Source organism: Tenacibaculum finnmarkense genomovar ulcerans, from assembly GCF_900239495.1.
Classification (GTDB): Bacteria; Bacteroidota; Bacteroidia; order Flavobacteriales; family Flavobacteriaceae; genus Polaribacter; species Polaribacter ulcerans.
Genome location: NZ_OENE01000023.1, coordinates 1 through 16,295, shown reverse-complemented (window position 1 = coordinate 16,295; position 16,295 = coordinate 1). Strand labels below are relative to the sequence as shown.

Annotated in this window: 18 protein-coding genes; 12 read left to right on the top strand and 6 right to left on the bottom strand. The window is 30.2% G+C overall.

The window, feature by feature from the left end:
- Positions 1-2: 2 nt before the first annotated feature.
- Together DPIF8902391_RS07590 and DPIF8902391_RS12570 are read right to left on the bottom strand one after the other, a co-directional pair.
- Entirely contained in the window at positions 3-332 is a 330-nt protein-coding gene (locus DPIF8902391_RS07590; RefSeq protein ID WP_058885894.1) for a HesB/IscA family protein, read from the bottom strand.
- A 140-nt stretch (positions 333-472) separates the two neighbouring features.
- Positions 473-1,141, bottom strand: coding sequence for an MbnP family protein (locus DPIF8902391_RS12570; protein ID WP_317165668.1), 669 nt, complete (start codon positions 1,139-1,141; stop codon positions 473-475).
- A 183-nt stretch (positions 1,142-1,324) separates the two neighbouring features.
- Here DPIF8902391_RS12570 and thiL point away from each other — a divergent pair, with 183 nt between their 5' ends.
- The 10 genes from thiL (at position 1,325) to DPIF8902391_RS07535 (ending at position 11,708) form a co-directional block, all read left to right on the top strand.
- Positions 1,325-2,383 (top strand): thiamine-phosphate kinase, encoded by a 1,059-nt coding sequence (gene thiL / locus DPIF8902391_RS07580; protein WP_172505475.1) that lies wholly within the window; start codon positions 1,325-1,327, stop codon positions 2,381-2,383.
- Positions 2,384-2,780: 397 nt separating this feature from the next.
- Positions 2,781-3,269 (top strand): peptidoglycan-binding protein LysM, encoded by a 489-nt coding sequence (lysM, locus tag DPIF8902391_RS07575; protein WP_172505474.1) that lies wholly within the window; start codon positions 2,781-2,783, stop codon positions 3,267-3,269.
- Positions 3,270-3,392: 123 nt separating this feature from the next.
- Complete coding sequence (locus DPIF8902391_RS07570) at positions 3,393-4,295, top strand: DMT family transporter (RefSeq protein ID WP_172505473.1); 903 nt, start codon at positions 3,393-3,395, stop codon at positions 4,293-4,295.
- A 32-nt stretch (positions 4,296-4,327) separates the two neighbouring features.
- Positions 4,328-5,194: a YicC/YloC family endoribonuclease gene (locus tag DPIF8902391_RS07565; RefSeq protein ID WP_172505472.1), complete on the top strand. Its 867-nt coding sequence runs from the start codon at positions 4,328-4,330 to the stop codon at positions 5,192-5,194.
- Position 5,195: 1 nt separating this feature from the next.
- On the top strand, positions 5,196-5,795 hold the full coding sequence (gene gmk / locus DPIF8902391_RS07560; protein WP_058885888.1) for a guanylate kinase: 600 nt from the start codon (positions 5,196-5,198) through the stop codon (positions 5,793-5,795).
- 45 nt (positions 5,796-5,840) lie between these two features.
- The gene (gene nadD, locus DPIF8902391_RS07555; RefSeq protein ID WP_058885887.1) at positions 5,841-6,437 is read left to right on the top strand and encodes a nicotinate (nicotinamide) nucleotide adenylyltransferase; all 597 of its coding nucleotides are present in this window, start codon (positions 5,841-5,843) and stop codon (positions 6,435-6,437) included.
- A 269-nt stretch (positions 6,438-6,706) separates the two neighbouring features.
- Positions 6,707-7,570 (top strand): M23 family metallopeptidase, encoded by an 864-nt coding sequence (locus DPIF8902391_RS07550; RefSeq protein ID WP_058885886.1) that lies wholly within the window; start codon positions 6,707-6,709, stop codon positions 7,568-7,570.
- Between the two features lie 15 nt (positions 7,571-7,585).
- Positions 7,586-9,079 carry a GH3 auxin-responsive promoter family protein gene (locus tag DPIF8902391_RS07545; RefSeq protein WP_172505471.1) on the top strand — a complete coding sequence of 498 codons (1,494 nt, stop codon included), beginning with the start codon at positions 7,586-7,588 and terminating at the stop codon, positions 9,077-9,079.
- Between the two features lie 85 nt (positions 9,080-9,164).
- The gene (locus tag DPIF8902391_RS07540; RefSeq protein WP_172505470.1) at positions 9,165-10,871 is read left to right on the top strand and encodes a tetratricopeptide repeat-containing sensor histidine kinase; all 1,707 of its coding nucleotides are present in this window, start codon (positions 9,165-9,167) and stop codon (positions 10,869-10,871) included.
- A 90-nt stretch (positions 10,872-10,961) separates the two neighbouring features.
- On the top strand, positions 10,962-11,708 hold the full coding sequence (locus DPIF8902391_RS07535; protein ID WP_058885883.1) for a LytR/AlgR family response regulator transcription factor: 747 nt from the start codon (positions 10,962-10,964) through the stop codon (positions 11,706-11,708).
- Positions 11,709-12,107: 399 nt separating this feature from the next.
- Here the strand turns inward: DPIF8902391_RS07535 and DPIF8902391_RS07530 are convergent, their stop codons facing one another.
- From DPIF8902391_RS07530 to DPIF8902391_RS07515, 4 genes are all read right to left on the bottom strand, one after another.
- Positions 12,108-13,670, bottom strand: a complete 1,563-nt coding sequence (locus DPIF8902391_RS07530; RefSeq protein WP_172505469.1) for a S41 family peptidase — start codon at positions 13,668-13,670, stop codon at positions 12,108-12,110.
- Complete coding sequence (locus tag DPIF8902391_RS07525) at positions 13,657-14,088, bottom strand: deoxycytidylate deaminase (RefSeq protein ID WP_083501097.1); 432 nt, start codon at positions 14,086-14,088, stop codon at positions 13,657-13,659. Before DPIF8902391_RS07525 ends, DPIF8902391_RS07530 begins: the two co-directional genes overlap by 14 nt.
- 70 nt (positions 14,089-14,158) lie before the next feature.
- Positions 14,159-14,740 carry a HupE/UreJ family protein gene (locus tag DPIF8902391_RS07520; RefSeq protein WP_058885881.1) on the bottom strand — a complete coding sequence of 194 codons (582 nt, stop codon included), beginning with the start codon at positions 14,738-14,740 and terminating at the stop codon, positions 14,159-14,161.
- A 65-nt stretch (positions 14,741-14,805) separates the two neighbouring features.
- Positions 14,806-15,267 carry an Lrp/AsnC ligand binding domain-containing protein gene (locus DPIF8902391_RS07515; RefSeq protein ID WP_058885880.1) on the bottom strand — a complete coding sequence of 154 codons (462 nt, stop codon included), beginning with the start codon at positions 15,265-15,267 and terminating at the stop codon, positions 14,806-14,808.
- A 98-nt stretch (positions 15,268-15,365) separates the two neighbouring features.
- Here DPIF8902391_RS07515 and DPIF8902391_RS07510 point away from each other — a divergent pair, with 98 nt between their 5' ends.
- Both DPIF8902391_RS07510 and DPIF8902391_RS07505 read left to right on the top strand, forming a co-directional pair.
- Positions 15,366-15,842 carry a DUF2975 domain-containing protein gene (locus DPIF8902391_RS07510; protein ID WP_058885879.1) on the top strand — a complete coding sequence of 159 codons (477 nt, stop codon included), beginning with the start codon at positions 15,366-15,368 and terminating at the stop codon, positions 15,840-15,842.
- Between the two features lie 2 nt (positions 15,843-15,844).
- The gene (locus tag DPIF8902391_RS07505) at positions 15,845-16,051 is read left to right on the top strand and encodes a helix-turn-helix domain-containing protein (RefSeq protein WP_058885878.1); all 207 of its coding nucleotides are present in this window, start codon (positions 15,845-15,847) and stop codon (positions 16,049-16,051) included.
- The last annotated feature ends 244 nt before the right edge of the window (positions 16,052-16,295 follow it).

Below are 16,295 nucleotides of genomic sequence, written 5' to 3'. Positions count from 1 at the left end.
TTTTATAAAGAAAAACTTTCGCCACAACCGCAGGTGCGATTGGCATTTGGGTTGTTGAAAACAAAGCCCTTACCATTTAAACCTCCAGAATACTCTAAGGTGGTTCCTACAAGGTATAAAAAACTTTTTTTATCAACAACAATTTTTATATTGTTTTCTTCAAATATTTTGTCGTTTTCTTGGGTGTTTTTATCAAAAGTTAAGTCATACGATAATCCTGAACAACCTCCACTTTTTACACCAACTCGTACAAAATCTACTAAAGCGTCAAAACCGTCATCAGTCATTAACTCGATAACTTTTTTTTTCGCTTTTTCTGATACTTTTATCATTATTTTAGTGGTTTAACTCTAAATAGGTTGCAAAGATACTTACAAAATATGATTTTTATCAGTTTTTTAACCAATAAACGGTTCAATATTTATTAGTCTTTGTGTTAAAAATCAAATCAATAAAAAATACTAGATATTAATTATTGTAAAATACTTCCTAAACTAAAAACGCCTTTTTTACCATTTTCAAACATCTTTTTTTGGGCGTCATAGTTTTTTGTTAAATCAGTGTTTAGTTCATTTAAGTTCCAATTTTTAGGGTCTTTAAACCATTGGGCAACATTCATTTTTAGTTCGATAGTTGCATCATTTTTAATAGGAATTACACCTAGATCAACTAAAAAAGACGTGTTTTCTATTTTGTTAGTAGTGCTATTAAAAGGACTAATGGTATGGTATTTAAAAGGAGTATAAACTGTCGTAGAATCTAAATAAGTACCGTCCATTTTCATAAAATGATAACCTTTTCCTAATTTTTCTGACACATTAAAATTTTCTAAACCTTTTAAATTTTTAGTAGAATTTTCTTCTTTATTTAAGCCAAAAGTAACAGAAACTTTATAAATCCCTTCCGATATTTTTTCAGGTAAAACAGTTGTTAAACTTTTTGAATCTTTTAAATTTACTAAATAATGTGTTTTGAAAATGCTAGAATCTCCAGCGCCATCGGTAAAAATAACATTCGAAATTACATAACGTAAACTATCAATTGTAAGTTTTGTTCCTAATTTATTGGTGAATTTTGTACGGCTTAAATCATCAGCAATTATAGGTGTTTTATCCCAATTATGAGTGAAATTAAGCTTGATAGTAGCGTGTTTAATTAATTCGTCTTCGTCGGAACTACAAGAAAAAAATACGGCACTTACAATAAATAAAAAAAATATTTCATTCGGATATTATTTAGGTTTTAAAAATCAATAAAAAAATCAATAAAAAAATCAATAAAAGAGCATCAAAGATAATTAAATACTTGTTGTTATCTTTGCCAGATGTTAGAAGATAAAAATCAAGAGAGAACATCATTAGCCGAACTAGGAGAGTTTGGATTAATAAACCATTTAACCGAGCATTTTAAGCTGTACAATTCATCAACAGCAAAAGGAATTGGCGATGATGCTGCCGTCATTAGCGCATCAGAAAAAGAACGCTTAATAACTACCGATTTATTGGTTGAAGGCGTGCATTTTGATTTAAGCTACATGCCTTTAAAACACTTAGGATATAAAGCCGTTATGGTAAATTTATCAGACGTGTATGCAATGAATGGCGTTGCCGAGCAAATTACGGTTTCCATAGCGGTTTCAAACCGTTTTCCGTTAGAAGCTTTAGAAGAATTATACGCAGGAATTCAACTTGCTTGTGATACGTATAAAGTTGATTTAATTGGCGGTGACACCACATCATCAACCAAAGGAATGTTACTTTCGATAACTGCAATAGGAACGGCAGAAAAAGAAGAAATTGTATATAGAGATGGCGCAAAAGACACCGATTTAATCGTTGTTTCAGGCGATTTAGGCGCGGCATATTTAGGATTACAAGTTTTAGAAAGAGAGAAACAAGTATTTCAAGTAAACCCACAAAATCAGCCCGATTTAGATGCTTATACCTATTTAATTGAACGTCAATTAAAGCCTGAAGCACGTAAAGATGTTGTTGCCTTATTAAAAGATTTAGAGGTAAAACCAACATCTATGATTGATATTTCTGACGGATTATCATCAGAAATAATGCACATTTGTACCCAAAGTAAAACGGGATGTAAAATTTATGAAGATAAATTACCGCTAGATCCGCAAGTAATTTCAACATCCGAAGAATTTAAAATGGACAGCACCATGATTGCTTTAAGTGGTGGCGAAGATTACGAATTGTTATTTACTGTACCGCTTGCCGATTTTGATAAAATAAAATCGAATCCGAATTTATCAATTATCGGGCATGTTGTTGCGCAAAGTGAAGGAATGAATTTAGTAACCCGTGCCAATCAAGAAATTGAATTAAAAGCACAAGGGTGGAATACTTTTAAACAAGGCGATCAAGAATAATTCGATAATAAATACAAGACTTATTATTATATCAAAAAACCATACTTTTTAAAAGTGTGGTTTTTTTTAGTCATTTTATTAAAGGATGATATAAAAATAATTATTTGAAGCAATTTCCCGCTTTCCGCACTCGCTCTTTTTATTTTTAAAAGAAAAAATAAAAAGGAGCTCAAACAAATGCGTCAATCGGGGCTAGGCATTTGTGCTAATATTGATTATTTTAACTTCAAAAAATAATCGATTTTAAAAGATAGCTAATCAGTGTTTTATCTTATGAACATTGATGATAGTTTATAAATGTAAAAATTTTTATAAAAAAAATCGAAAATGGCGTAAAAATTGTATATTAGTAATCAGAAAGTAACACTATTAATTAACTAAAAAAATCTAAAAGAAAATGGGAATTTTTTCATTTATTAAAAACGCTGGAGCTAAAGTATTTGGTGTAGGAAAAACAACAGAAGAGGAAGCTGCCGAAAAATCTATCAAATTAATAGATGCAGTAAACGGATTAGAATTATCTGTTGAAAATTTAGCAATTGCTATAGAAGAAGACAAAGCAATTATTTCTGGTGAAGCTGCCGATTTAGCAACCAAAGAAAAAGTAATTTTAGTAGTAGGAAACACTAACGGAATTGGTTCAGTTGAAGACAATATGAGCGTTGCACCTGTTGAGGTTGTAGCAGAACAGGTTGAAGTTGTAGAAGAAATAATGGCGCAATTTCATACTGTAGGAAGTGGAGATACTTTAGGTAAAATAGCAAAAGAATTTTATGGTGACCCAATGAAGTACACCGTAATTTTTGAAGCAAACAAGCCAATGTTATCGCACCCTGATAAAATTTACCCAGGGCAAGTATTAAGAGTACCTGCTTTAGTAGATTAATTACAGAGGTGAGGTAATCAAAGTACCAAATAAAATTAAGAAAAGCACTGCAGTAGCAGTGCTTTTTTTGTGACTAAAATTAAACAATAATTTGCATCTTTGCATTTTTTAAAGCATAAAATAATGAACCAAAGAACCCTTGCATTAATAGCTGCATCAATAGCTACGCTTATTTACGGAGTTACTTTTACAGTAGCCAAAGAAGTAATGCCAATGTATATAAAACCCTTTGCATTTATAGTACTTCGAGTAGCAGGAGCTACTACTGTTTTTTGGGCTTTAGGTTTTTTTGTAAACGCAAAATCAATAGAAAAATCAGACTATAAAAAAATTCTAATTACCGCTTTTTTTGGTGTCGGGCTAAACATGCTTACTTTTTTTAAAGGATTAAGCTACACTACGCCAATTAGTGCTTCGGTAATGATGGTTACTGCACCGATTTTAGTATTAATATTCGCCAGTATTTTATTAAAAGAGCGTTTAATGCCTCGCAAAATAATAGGCGTAATTGTAGGCTTAGTAGGCGCAATTATTTTAATAGCCTACGGAAGTTCGGCTAATGCAGCAGCTAAAAATATTATGTTGGGTAACTTTTTAGTGTTTGTAAACGCCGCTTCGTACGCAATGTATTTAGTACAAGCTAAAAAGTTAATCGCAAAATACCATCCGATTGTTTTTGTAAAATGGCTGTATTTATTTGGGTTATTATTTGTGTTGCCCTTCGGATTATCAGAATTAATGGAAGTACAATGGCAAATAATGCCAATATCTATTTATTTAAAAGCAGGTTTTGTCGTATTATTTACCACTTGTATCACTTATTTATGCAATTTATTTGCGCTAGCACGCTTAAAACCCACAACAGTAAGTGTTTTTATTTATTTGCAACCTGTAATTGCCTCTATTTATGCGTTAATGGTAGGAAGCGATAGTTTTAATACTGTAAAAATAGTAGCCACATTATTTATCTTTTTAGGTGTTTTTCTAGTAACCAAGCAAGCAGAAGTAGTAGTTAAAAATAAATAACTGTATATTTGCGTCTTATTTAAATTGATGATATGATACAATCTATGACGGGTTATGGTAAATCCGTATTGCATTTACCTTCTAAGAAAGTAACTATTGAAATTAAGTCGCTTAACAGTAAAAACTTAGACTTAAACACAAGAATTCCATCTTATTACAGAGAAAAAGAATTAGCAGTTCGTAAAAAATTAGCTAGTAATTTAGTCAGAGGAAAAATTGATTTCTCAATTTATGTAGAAATGACTGCCGAGCAAACATCAACAGTTGTAAATAAAGCAGTGGTTGAAAATTATGTAGCGCAGTTAAAAAATACGTTAGAGTCTTCTGAAAATCAAGAGATTGAGTTGTTAAAGATGGCAGTTAGAATGCCTGATGCTTTAAAAACCGAACGTGAAGAATTAGACGAAAACGAATGGGCTCAAATTGATATACATATTGATGAAGCTTTAAAAGAAATTATCGCTTATAGAACCGATGAAGCAAAATCATTAGAAGATGATTTTCAAGTAAGAATTTCAAATATTCAATCGGCATTAGAAGAGGTTAAAAAATTAGACGCTGAAAGAATTACCAATGTAAAAGAACGTTTGCAAAAAGCGTTAACCGATTTAAAGGTTGAGGTTGATGAAAATCGTTTTGAGCAAGAATTAATTTACTACCTAGAAAAATTAGATATCAACGAAGAAAAAGTTCGTTTAGAAAATCACTTATTGTATTTCTTAGACCAATTAGCAACCGATGATTCTAATGGAAAAAAATTAGGATTTATCGTTCAAGAAATTGGGAGAGAAGTAAACACAATGGGCTCGAAAGCTAATTTTGCGGTAATGCAAAAAATAGTAATCCAAATGAAAGACGAGTTAGAAAAAATAAAAGAACAAATTTTAAACGTTTTATAAGATGTCAGAAAATTCTAAAAAAGATTTTAAAGGAAAATTATTCGTGTTTTCAGCACCTTCAGGATCAGGTAAAACAACGATTGTTCGTCACTTATTAAAACAAGAAAAACTTAACTTAGCTTTTTCAATTTCAGCAGCATCAAGAGCACCTAGAGGCGAAGAAGTTGACGGGCAAGATTATTATTTTATATCCACCAAAGATTTTAAAAACAAAATTAAAGCAGACGAGTTTTTAGAATGGGAAGAAGTATATCGCGATAACTTTTACGGAACCTTAAAAACCGAAGTTGAACGAATTTGGGCATTAAAAAAACACGTTATTTTTGACATCGATGTTGCAGGAGGATTGCGTATCAAAAAGAAATATCCCGATAAAACTTTATCTGTTTTTGTAAAACCCCCAAGTGTTGATGAGCTTAAAATCCGCTTAAAAAAGCGTAGTACAGAAAGCGAAGACAAAATAAATATGCGTATTGCCAAAGCATCTGTTGAATTGGCAACCGCACCACAATTTGATAAAATTATCAAAAATTACGAATTAGAGGTAGCTTTAAAAGATGCTGAAAATTTAGTAGCTGATTTTTTAGGAACAGATAAATAAAAGTTAAATAATATAAGCGTAGCAATACGTATTTTTAAGCGGGTTATGAAAAACTTCAAAAAAAATATAGGACTGTATTTTGGAACTTTTAATCCTATTCATATGGGTCATTTAATTATCGCCAATCACCTGGTTGAAAATTCTGATTTAGATGAAATATGGATGGTGGTAACGCCACATAACCCATTTAAAAATAAAAATTCGTTGTTAAATAACCACCACCGCCTAGACATGGTGTATTTTGCGACCGAAAATTACGAGAAAATTAAACCTTCCGATATTGAGTTTAATTTACCACAACCCAACTACACCATTACAACCTTAACCCATATTTCTGAAAAACATCCGAGCTATAATTTTAGCTTAATTATGGGCGAAGACAATTTAAAAAGCTTTCATAAATGGAAAAACTATGAAGCAATTTTAGACGACTATAATTTGTATGTATATCCTCGAATATCCGAAGGAATTGTAGAAAATCAATTTATAAAAAATGCTAAAATTCACAGAGTTGAAGCGCCGATAGTACAAATTTCATCGACCATGATTCGCAATGGTATTAAAGACGGAAAAAATATTCAACCCTTAGTATCGGCAAAAGTTTGGAAATATATTGATGATATGAACTTCTATAAAAAATAGTAATTTTAATACAATACAAATTTTTTGAAGCAATTTCCCGCTTTCACTACTCGCTCTTTTTTTGAAAAAAAATCAAAAAAAGGAGCTCAAACAAGCCGTTCAATCGGGGCTAGGGATTTCAATAAGCAAGTAAAATACTACAAAGCTATTTTAATTTTGCTTAAAAAATTGTCAAAACGTTAAAGATATCTTATATTGTATGTGTGTCTAATTTGCTTAAAATAGTTTCATAAAATTTTCGTTGTATCTTTGAACCAAACAACAAAAACGTGGCTAAAAATAAAAAACGACAAAAACTAAAACAAAAACTAGTTGCTAAATACCGATTGGTTATTTTAAACGAAGACACATTTCAAGAAAAATTCTCTTTAAAATTATCCCGCTTAAATGTCTTTGTTTTTGGAGGTGTTTTTTCAATACTATTAATTGCCTTTACAAGTGTATTAATTGCTTTTACAGGTTTACGAGAATATATTCCAGGCTATTCATCTACCTCTTTAAAAAGAAAAGCCACCCGATTAATATATCAAACCGACTCTTTAAAAACCCGATTGGCAATTATTGAGCGTTTTACAACAGCATTACAACCTGTTTTAACAGGCGAAATAAGCCCCGATAAAATAGACTCTATAAAAACAACCGTTCAAGATATTGTTCTTGACACCCGAAACTTAGCCGCTACCAAAGAAGATTCGTTATTTAGAGAGAAAATTGAAAAAAAAGACCGTTTTCCTTTATCCGAAGGAGCAGAAGGACGGGCTAAAATTGTTTTCTTTTCACCTTTAACTGGTAGTGTTTCGCAAGTTTTTAACAGAAATGACAAACACTATGCTATTGATATTGTAGCCAAAAAAGGCACACCAGTAAAAGTAGTTGCCGACGGAACGGTAATTTTAGCAGAATGGACGGCAGAAACAGGGTATGTAATAACCATACAACATGCCGATGAATTTATCTCCGTTTATAAGCATAACGGAACATTACTAAAGCAACAAGGCGATTTAGTAAAATCAGGAGAAGCAATTGCAAGCGTTGGAGCAACTGGCGAATTATCTACAGGCCCGCACTTACATTTTGAATTATGGCATAGCGGATTTCCTGTAAACCCAACCGATTATATCGATTTTCAATAGTTAAAATAGTTAAAGATGAGCATCAAATCAAAATTAGCAATACCTTTTGCAAAGCAAGTACGAAAGAGCGTTTATAGATGGGCAAATAAACCCCATAAAACGCAAGAAAAAATGTTTCAGTATTTGGTTAGTGAAGGTTGTAAAACAGCTTTTGGAAAAGATCATGATTTTATTTCTATTAATAGCTATGCCGATTTTAAAAAACGTGTTCCGGTAACCGATTACGAAGGTTTACGTACCTATGTTGACAGGATGGTTGCTGGCGAACAAAACGTATTATGGAAAGGTAAACCCTTGTATTTTGCAAAAACTTCAGGAACAACTTCAGGCGCAAAATATATCCCGATTACTAAAGAATCAATGCCAACGCATATAAAAGCGGCACGTAATGCCTTGTTATTTTATATTGCCGAAACAAAGGATGCTAGTTTTGTAGATGGGAAAATGATTTTCTTACAAGGAAGCCCTGTTTTAGAAAACATGAACGGCATAAAATTAGGGCGTTTAAGCGGTATTGCAGCACATTATGTACCGAATTATTTATTAAAAAATCGCCTGCCAAGTTGGAAAACCAATTGTATTGAAGACTGGGATACCAAAGTTGATAAAATAGTAGAAGAAACCATTAATCAAGATATGTCTGTAATTAGTGGGATTCCGTCTTGGGTGCAAATGTATTTTGAAAAATTAATCGCGAAAACAGGAAAACCGATTTCAGAAACATTTCCAAACTTTAATTTTTTCGTGTATGGAGGCGTAAATTTTGAACCGTATAAAAATAAGTTTGAAGCTTTAATAGGAAAGAAAGTAGATTATATTGAATTATATCCTGCATCCGAAGGATTTATTGCCTATCAAGATACGCAAACCGAAAAAGGAATGTTATTGCAATTAAATTCAGGTATTTTTTATGAATTTATTCCCGCAGCTGAATTTTATGATGAAAATCCCACCCGAATTTGTTTAAAAGATGTCAAATTAGGCGTTAATTATGTCATCATTTTAAATACTTCGGCAGGGCTTTGGGGATATAATATTGGCGATACTGTTGAATTTACATCGCTTAAACCATACAGAATAAAAGTTACAGGACGCATCAAACATTTTATTTCTGCCTTTGGCGAACATGTAATTGGGAAAGAAGTTGAAAAAGCATTAAACGATGCAATTATCGGCACAAAAACCAATATAAGTGAGTTTACCGTAGCGCCACAAGTGAATCCTGAAAGTGGTTTACCATATCATGAATGGTTTATCGAATTTGAAAATGAACCTGAAAATTTAGCAGAATTAGCTATTAAAATAGATGCTTCTATGCAACATCAAAATGTATATTATTTCGATTTAATTGCAGGAAAAATATTACAACCACTCATCATTAGAAAAGTAAAAAAAGGTGGTTTTCATGAATATATGAAATCTATAGGAAAGTTTGGTGGTCAAAATAAAATTCCACAATTGTCGGACAACCGAAAAATTGCCGATGTTTTAAAAGACTTTTTAGTGTAAATTATTTGAATGAATTTATAAAACTTAATACAGCTGTTTTGAAGATTCAAAACAGCTGAAAACACGATGATTATCGCTATAAAAAATGAATAGTAAAGGTTTATTTGTTCTCTTATTTTTTTTATCAATAACTGTTTTTTCTCAAAAATCATTAGACGATTTGAGAAATAAAACAGATTCTATTTGTAATAAAGTTCAAATAAAATCATTTTGTAAGGTTCTTGAGTTTTATAAATTAAAACAATATGATTCTTGTTATGTTTATTCAAATAAAGCATTATTAGAAGTTAGGAACACTGATCAAAAAGATATTATATCTTACATACAAAGTATCAGCCCAACGGAAAAAGGTTTTTTTAAAAAAGCACTTATTAGTCTTCATAAAATATCAGAAACAGGGCGTTTTGCTTCTTTAAAAAATTTAAGACTCGGTTATATTTACTTAAATCAGCAGAAATACGATCAATCAATTTCAAGCTTAGAGAAGTGTTTATCATCTAAAGAGATAATGAAAGATATTGAGCAAAAATCAGTAATCTATCATAATTTAGCAGTATGTTATTTCTCTAAAAATAATTTTAAAAAATCCACTTTTTTTTTTGAGAAACAGCTTTCTTTAATAAAGAAAACAGATACTTCTTCAATACTTTTAGCAAAAACAGGAATGGCTAATATATATTATGAACAATATATGGATAGTCAAGCAATTCCTTTATTTAAAGAATGCTACGATTTGTCGCTATTATATCGTGATGTGAAATTTAAGGAAAGCACAGCTTTTAATATGGGGGTGATAGAAGAAAATAGAAAACGCTATAAAAAAAGTGTCGCTTACTATAAACAAAGTAATCGCTGGAAAGATTCTATTTGGAATAAAGAGAAAATTTGGGAAATTACCGAAAGAGATAAAAAAATTGCAGTTGCTTATAAACAGCAAGAAATTGGAATTAAAAATGAAGAAATAAAACGTCAAAAAATAGTTCAAAAAGGATTGATTTTTGGCGGAAGTTTATTGTTATTTCTTTTAGGGGTTTTGGGTTTTGTCTATAAAAAACTACGAAGCAAGAATAAATTAATTGTAGCGCAAAAGGAGGCTTTAAGTGTGGCTAATAAAACAAAAGATTATTTGTTTTCGGTGGTTTCACACGATTTACGATCGCCTATAAATACGATAAAAAGACAGCATAAAAAACTAGAAAAACACATTGAAAATAACGATTTACCTGCAATTAAACAAGCAACTAAAGTGGCTATTTCGGTTACGCAAAGTACGAGTCGTTTATTAGATAATATATTGTATTGGTCGTTAGATCAAAGTAATATTTTAAGTTTTACTCCCGAAAAAAATGCCCTACGCCCAATAATAGAACATCTTTTGTTTGATTATGAAAATTTAGGAAGTGTTAAAGATATTTCTATTTCAAGCGATTTAGAAACAGGGGTATTTGTTTTAATAGATAAAGAATCTTTAAAAATTGTACTGCGAAACTTAATCGATAATTCGATGAAATACATGAAAGATTCAGGAAGTATTTCGATTAAAATGAAAATATATTCCAAAAATCAAGCATCCATTGAAATTAAAGATACTGGAATTGGAATTTCACCAGAAAAACTCCAAGAAATTAACGGGTTAAAAGATGTATCTGTAACTAAAATAGACCACTCAAAAGGAGTTGGTTTGGGCTTGTTGTTGTGTCAAACATTGGTTAAAAAAAATAACGGAACCTTATTTTTTGAAAGCGAGCTAGGAAGGTATACAACGGCTGTTGTTTTAGTGCCTTTAGTGTAGTTATTGGTCTAGTAATTAGTTTGTTTACTTATTTTTAAACATGATTTAACGTATAAAATAAGTATCTTCGTTAGTTAAAAAGCTATAAAAATGAATAACTTACGACTGCTTCTATTAGAAGATTTAGACGAAGAAGCGACAGAAACAATAAGTTTATTAGAGGCACATGATTATGAAGTTATTCATGTAAAAAATACTAAAGACGCTGAAAAAGAACTAAAAAACCGTTTTTTTGACATCATCCTTTTAGATATTATGATTAACGGACAGCCAGATGGTATTTCGTTAGCGCATCGCTTAAATAAAGAGCAGATTGAAACGCCTTTTTTATTTTTAACAAGTATGCAAAGTAGGGTTGTATTTAATGATGCAAAACTTACAAAACCATATACTTATTTATTAAAACCATTTAATAAATTAGAATTACTGTATTCTTTAGAATTGGCTTTAGAAAAATTTTATGAACAGGAAAATAACAGCAGTTTAAGTGATGAAAAAGCGATTATTACACCTTCCTTTTTATTTGTTAAAAAAAACCAAGGTATTGTAAAGGTTGATATAAAATCAATTTTTTATGTAGAAGTTAAAGAAAAATACTGCCGACTTGTTTGTGATCAAGATCAGGAGTATATGATTCGATTATCGTTAACAAAAATAAAAGAATTGCTTGGCGATACTTATTTTGTTCAAACTCATCGAAATTATTTGGTCAATCTTAAAAAAATACAAGCGCTTTATTTTGAAGATAACTTATTGATTTTAAATAATAATCATAAAATATTATTTAGTGATCGTTTTAAGAAGCAGTTTTTGAAAAATAATAAAGTTTTTAGATAAAAAAACACAAATTATGAGCTTGTTTAAATTTCATTTTTTGTAAAAAAAAAGCTAATACATTCTTTATAATATCATTTAGATATTTTAAAGTATAAAAAAAAGTAGTAATAAACAGAATATTTTCACCCCCCCCAGAATTCGAATATATGTTAATTACCACTTTTTTGTAGTTAAAAAACCCCTTATTTATTTTTAACCCGCTGCAAATATAAAAGGTAATTCAAAGTAATTTTTTTAAAAATCCCTTAGTGCTTAAAAATAGGAGCTAAGCGTTTCTTATATTGGTATAAGTGTTTTTGTAGTTGATAAAAATTATTGTAAAAATAAATTGAATAGGTAAAATATAAAAAACCAGCTATTATAGCTGGTTTTTTATATAGATATATGTAAGAAAATAATTTATTTAGCCTCTAGTTCAAATACTTTTTGAAGCATTTTATCATCAATTTGATTTACTCTGTATAAACCTTGATCACTAAAAAGCTCTCTAGCAATGATTGTTTTTAGGTTTCTTTTTAATTGTTTTTTAATTTTTGATGAAAGCTTATAGCCCTTAATTTTTGATGAAAAATCTTTGAAAATTTTGTTATCGGTATCAAAATTTTTAATAAAGTCATCTACATTACTGTTTTGTAACTCTTTGCGATTACGGTCTACGTAATTAAATGCAAAATTATTTAAAGGCATAAAAAAGATAGTAGGAATATAAGTGGCTGTATCTACCCCTACAAAATAATCAGGAATAATTCCGCCGCCGCCATACACAACTTTGCCTTTTGGAGTGGTAAATTTTAAACTATCAATAGTTTTAATACTGTCTTTAGTAAATAATTCACCTGTTGAATATCGACTTTCTATATCGTGCTTATAGGCTTTGTCACCCTTATTTTTGTTATACGGTTTTTGAATAGATCGCCCTGTTGGCGTGTAGTAACGAGCTGTTGTTAAACGAACCGCAGAACCATCGCCTAAATCCATTTCTTGTTGTACCAATCCTTTACCAAACGAACGACGACCTATAATAATTCCTTTGTCGTTATCTTGTAAAGCACCCGCAACAATTTCAGAAGCCGAAGCCGAATTTTCATCAATTAAAACATATAAACCGCCTTTTTCAAAACTACCTTTTTCGGTAGCAAATGATTTATGAATGCTCCCTTTGTTGTTTTTGGTAAAAACCATCAGTTTGTCATCTTCTAAAAATTCATCAATAATACTATTAGCAATGTCAACAAAACCACCACCATTTCCACGAAGGTCAAGCACTAAATCGGTCATGTTCTGTTTTATAAGTGTGTCTAAAGAAGTTTTAAATTCTTTATAAGAACTACGTGCAAACCTGTTTAGTTTTATGTAACCAATGCTGTCATTTAACATATAAGCAATATCAACACTTTTAATATTTACCTTGCCTCTTTTAATATTTAGCGTGAAAAGACTATCGGTTGTTTTTCGGTAAATTTGTAAAGCAACGTTGGTATTTGGTTTCCCTTTTAAGGATTTCATTATTTTTTTTGTCGATAATTTTTTTCCGAATAAAGTATCTTTATTTGCTTGTAAAATTCGATCGCCCGCTTTAATACCTGCTTTTATACTAGGGCCTCCTTTTATAGGGGAAACGACCATAATTGTATCGGAAATCATGCGATATTGCACTCCGATTCCCACGAAATTACCTTGCATATTTTCGGTAACTAATTGCAGGTTTTCCTTTGGGATATACACCGAATGTGGGTCTAATTTACCAAGCATTTGGGTAATAGCGCCGTCTAATAAATCATCGGTATTTACAGTATCTACATAATCTTGTTGTATGTAGTCTATTAGTCGTTTTATCTTTTTTTGAGAAGCAGAATTTGTTCCGATAAAATTACGACTACTTCCTGTGCTGAAAAAAGTTCCGATAAAAATACCTAAAACTACAGCAATTGCTAAATAAATAGGAAAATTATTCTTGTTCATAAGGTAAATGTAAGAGTTCAATGCCTGCTTTTTTTAAGAAATCAACACCAGAAGTGTCTTTATAATCTTCGGCATAAACCACGCGTTTAATACCTGCTTGATGTATTAATTTACTGCATTGTTGGCAAGGAGAAAGTGTAATATATAAGGTAGCGCCTTTACACGATTGTGTGGAAGCGGCAACTTTTAAAATAGCATTTGCTTCGGCATGTAAAACATACCATTTTGTATAGCCCTCTTCATCTTCACAATAATTTTCAAAACCAGAGGGTGTTCCGTTATAACCGTCAGAGATAATCATCCGATCTTTAACCATAATAGCGCCTACTTGCTTTCGTTTACAATGCGATAATTTACCCCATTCTTGCGCCATCTTTAAATAGGCTTTGTCGTATTTTAATTGTTTTTTATTCAAAATAATAAATTATGTGATATGCTTTTTTAAGAAGCTAAGATAGTTAGATTTAAAAAAATATTTTCTTAATTTGTTACCAAAAGATACGGTTAATCATCATTTGAAAAGCAACCCCCATAACAATGGAAGAAATGACTAAAATCCAATCACGACGCTGTACCTTAAATACTGATTTTGTTAGTATTCCGATGCCTAAAATTGCTAAAACAATAATAATTTGAGCCATTTCTACACCGCCTGCAAATTCTAATAACGGAATCAATTTATCGGAAGTTTTACCAATCATTATTTTAAAATAATTTGAAAAACCAAGCCCGTGAATTAATCCGAAGAAAACAGCGAAAAATAAATTCTGATTTTCTTTTCCTACGGATGCTTTTTTAGCCGTTAATACATTTAATAAACCTGTGATAAAAATGCTTAACGGAATTAAAAATTCGACCAAATCGGCATTTACTTTTAATATTCCGTACGCCGATAACGCTAAGGTAATAGAGTGCCCAACGGTAAATAAAGTGATTAACCACAGCACTTTTTTCCATTGCTTAAATTGATAGACAATAGCCAAGACGATTAAAAATAGAATATGGTCGTATGCTTTGATATCAAGCACGTGAAATAAGCCCATTTTAAAGTAAAAAATAAAGTCGTTCATTGATTTGAGTAAGTATTAATGAAAAATAAAAAATTAAAATGATACATAATTAACAAATAAAACGTTTAAATTTTTATTTGTCGGTCTATTTGTTGGTCTAAAGAAATAAAGGTTTCGGTTCGTGAAACACCTTTAATATTCTGAATATCTTTATTTAACAAATGCATTAAATCTTCATTATTTTTACAAAGTATTTTGATGAAAATAGCATAATTACCTGTTGTATAATGGCTTTCAACCACTTCAGGAATTTCTTTTAATCTTTTTATAGCCGACGAATATAAGCTAGAAGAATCTAAAAATACCCCCACAAAAGCGGTCGTATTATAGCCTAAAGCCTTCGGATTTAAGACCATTTTGTAGCCGTCTATTAAATCGGAAGCATCTAATTTTCGTAATCGCTGATGAATTGCCGCTCCTGAAATTCCTACTTCTCTAGCAATACTTAAAATAGGCGTACGAGCATCAGAAACCAATCGTTTGATGATAATTTTATCAATTCCATCAATTTTTAATTTTTTAATCATCTTACAAAAATAAGAAAACTTTAATTATCAATAAAAGATAGTTAATTATTGTTTTTCGATAATTTAATGTATTTTTGAAGAAATTTAAAAATATTAAAATGAAAAAATTAAATATTTTAAGACAAATCTTAGATGCTCTGTGGATTCTTTCTATAGTTTTAGGATTTATGTTATTTATTGATATGTTGTTTCTTAAAGGAACTATAGCGATAGATTTAAATACTTATTATAAAATAAGCACCATTGACTTTTTCTTGGCTACTGTAAAATATCTTTTTTATTTATCAGTTTTGTATTTGTTTAAAAAAATAATTAAAGAATTTCAACAGTTAAATATTTTTACAATAGGTATCGTAAAATTATTTAATCAAATAGGTATAGTTTTAGTTCTTTCAAGTGCAATCTTTATTGCTTTTGAATTTTTACATCAGTTATATTCTCATGGGAAATTTCAAATAGAATTAGATATAGGATACAATCTAATTAGGTTGTGTTTAGGGCTTTTTTTTATGGTTTTAAGTGAAGTTTTTAATATTTCAAAGAATTTAAAAGTTGAAAATGATTTAACAATATAAATATGTCAATAATTGTAAATTTAGATGTAATGCTTGCTAAACGAAAGATGAAAAGTAAAGATTTAGCAGAAATTGTAGGTATTACTACAGCAAATTTATCTATTTTAAAGTCAGGAAAAGCAAAAGCAATTCGGTTTTCAACCTTAGAGGCTATTTGTAAAGCATTAGACTGCCAACCAGCAGATATTTTAGAGTTTGTAGTAGATTAACATTTTTCTCCTTTTTTTGATACACTTCAATTAAAGTATTAAAAATTAATGTATTAAATTAGCAGTCCTCCAAAAAAGATTGCTAATGTATTTAGGGAACTCAATAAAAATAGTTAAAACCAAAGTACTGTAGTAATAGTAATGACATTGTATTATACTGATATAGGTTGACCTTTTTTTAGGTTAATTTATATCGTTCAAACTATTTTTTTAGCCGTTTATAATGCAAAAAATAATTTGAACT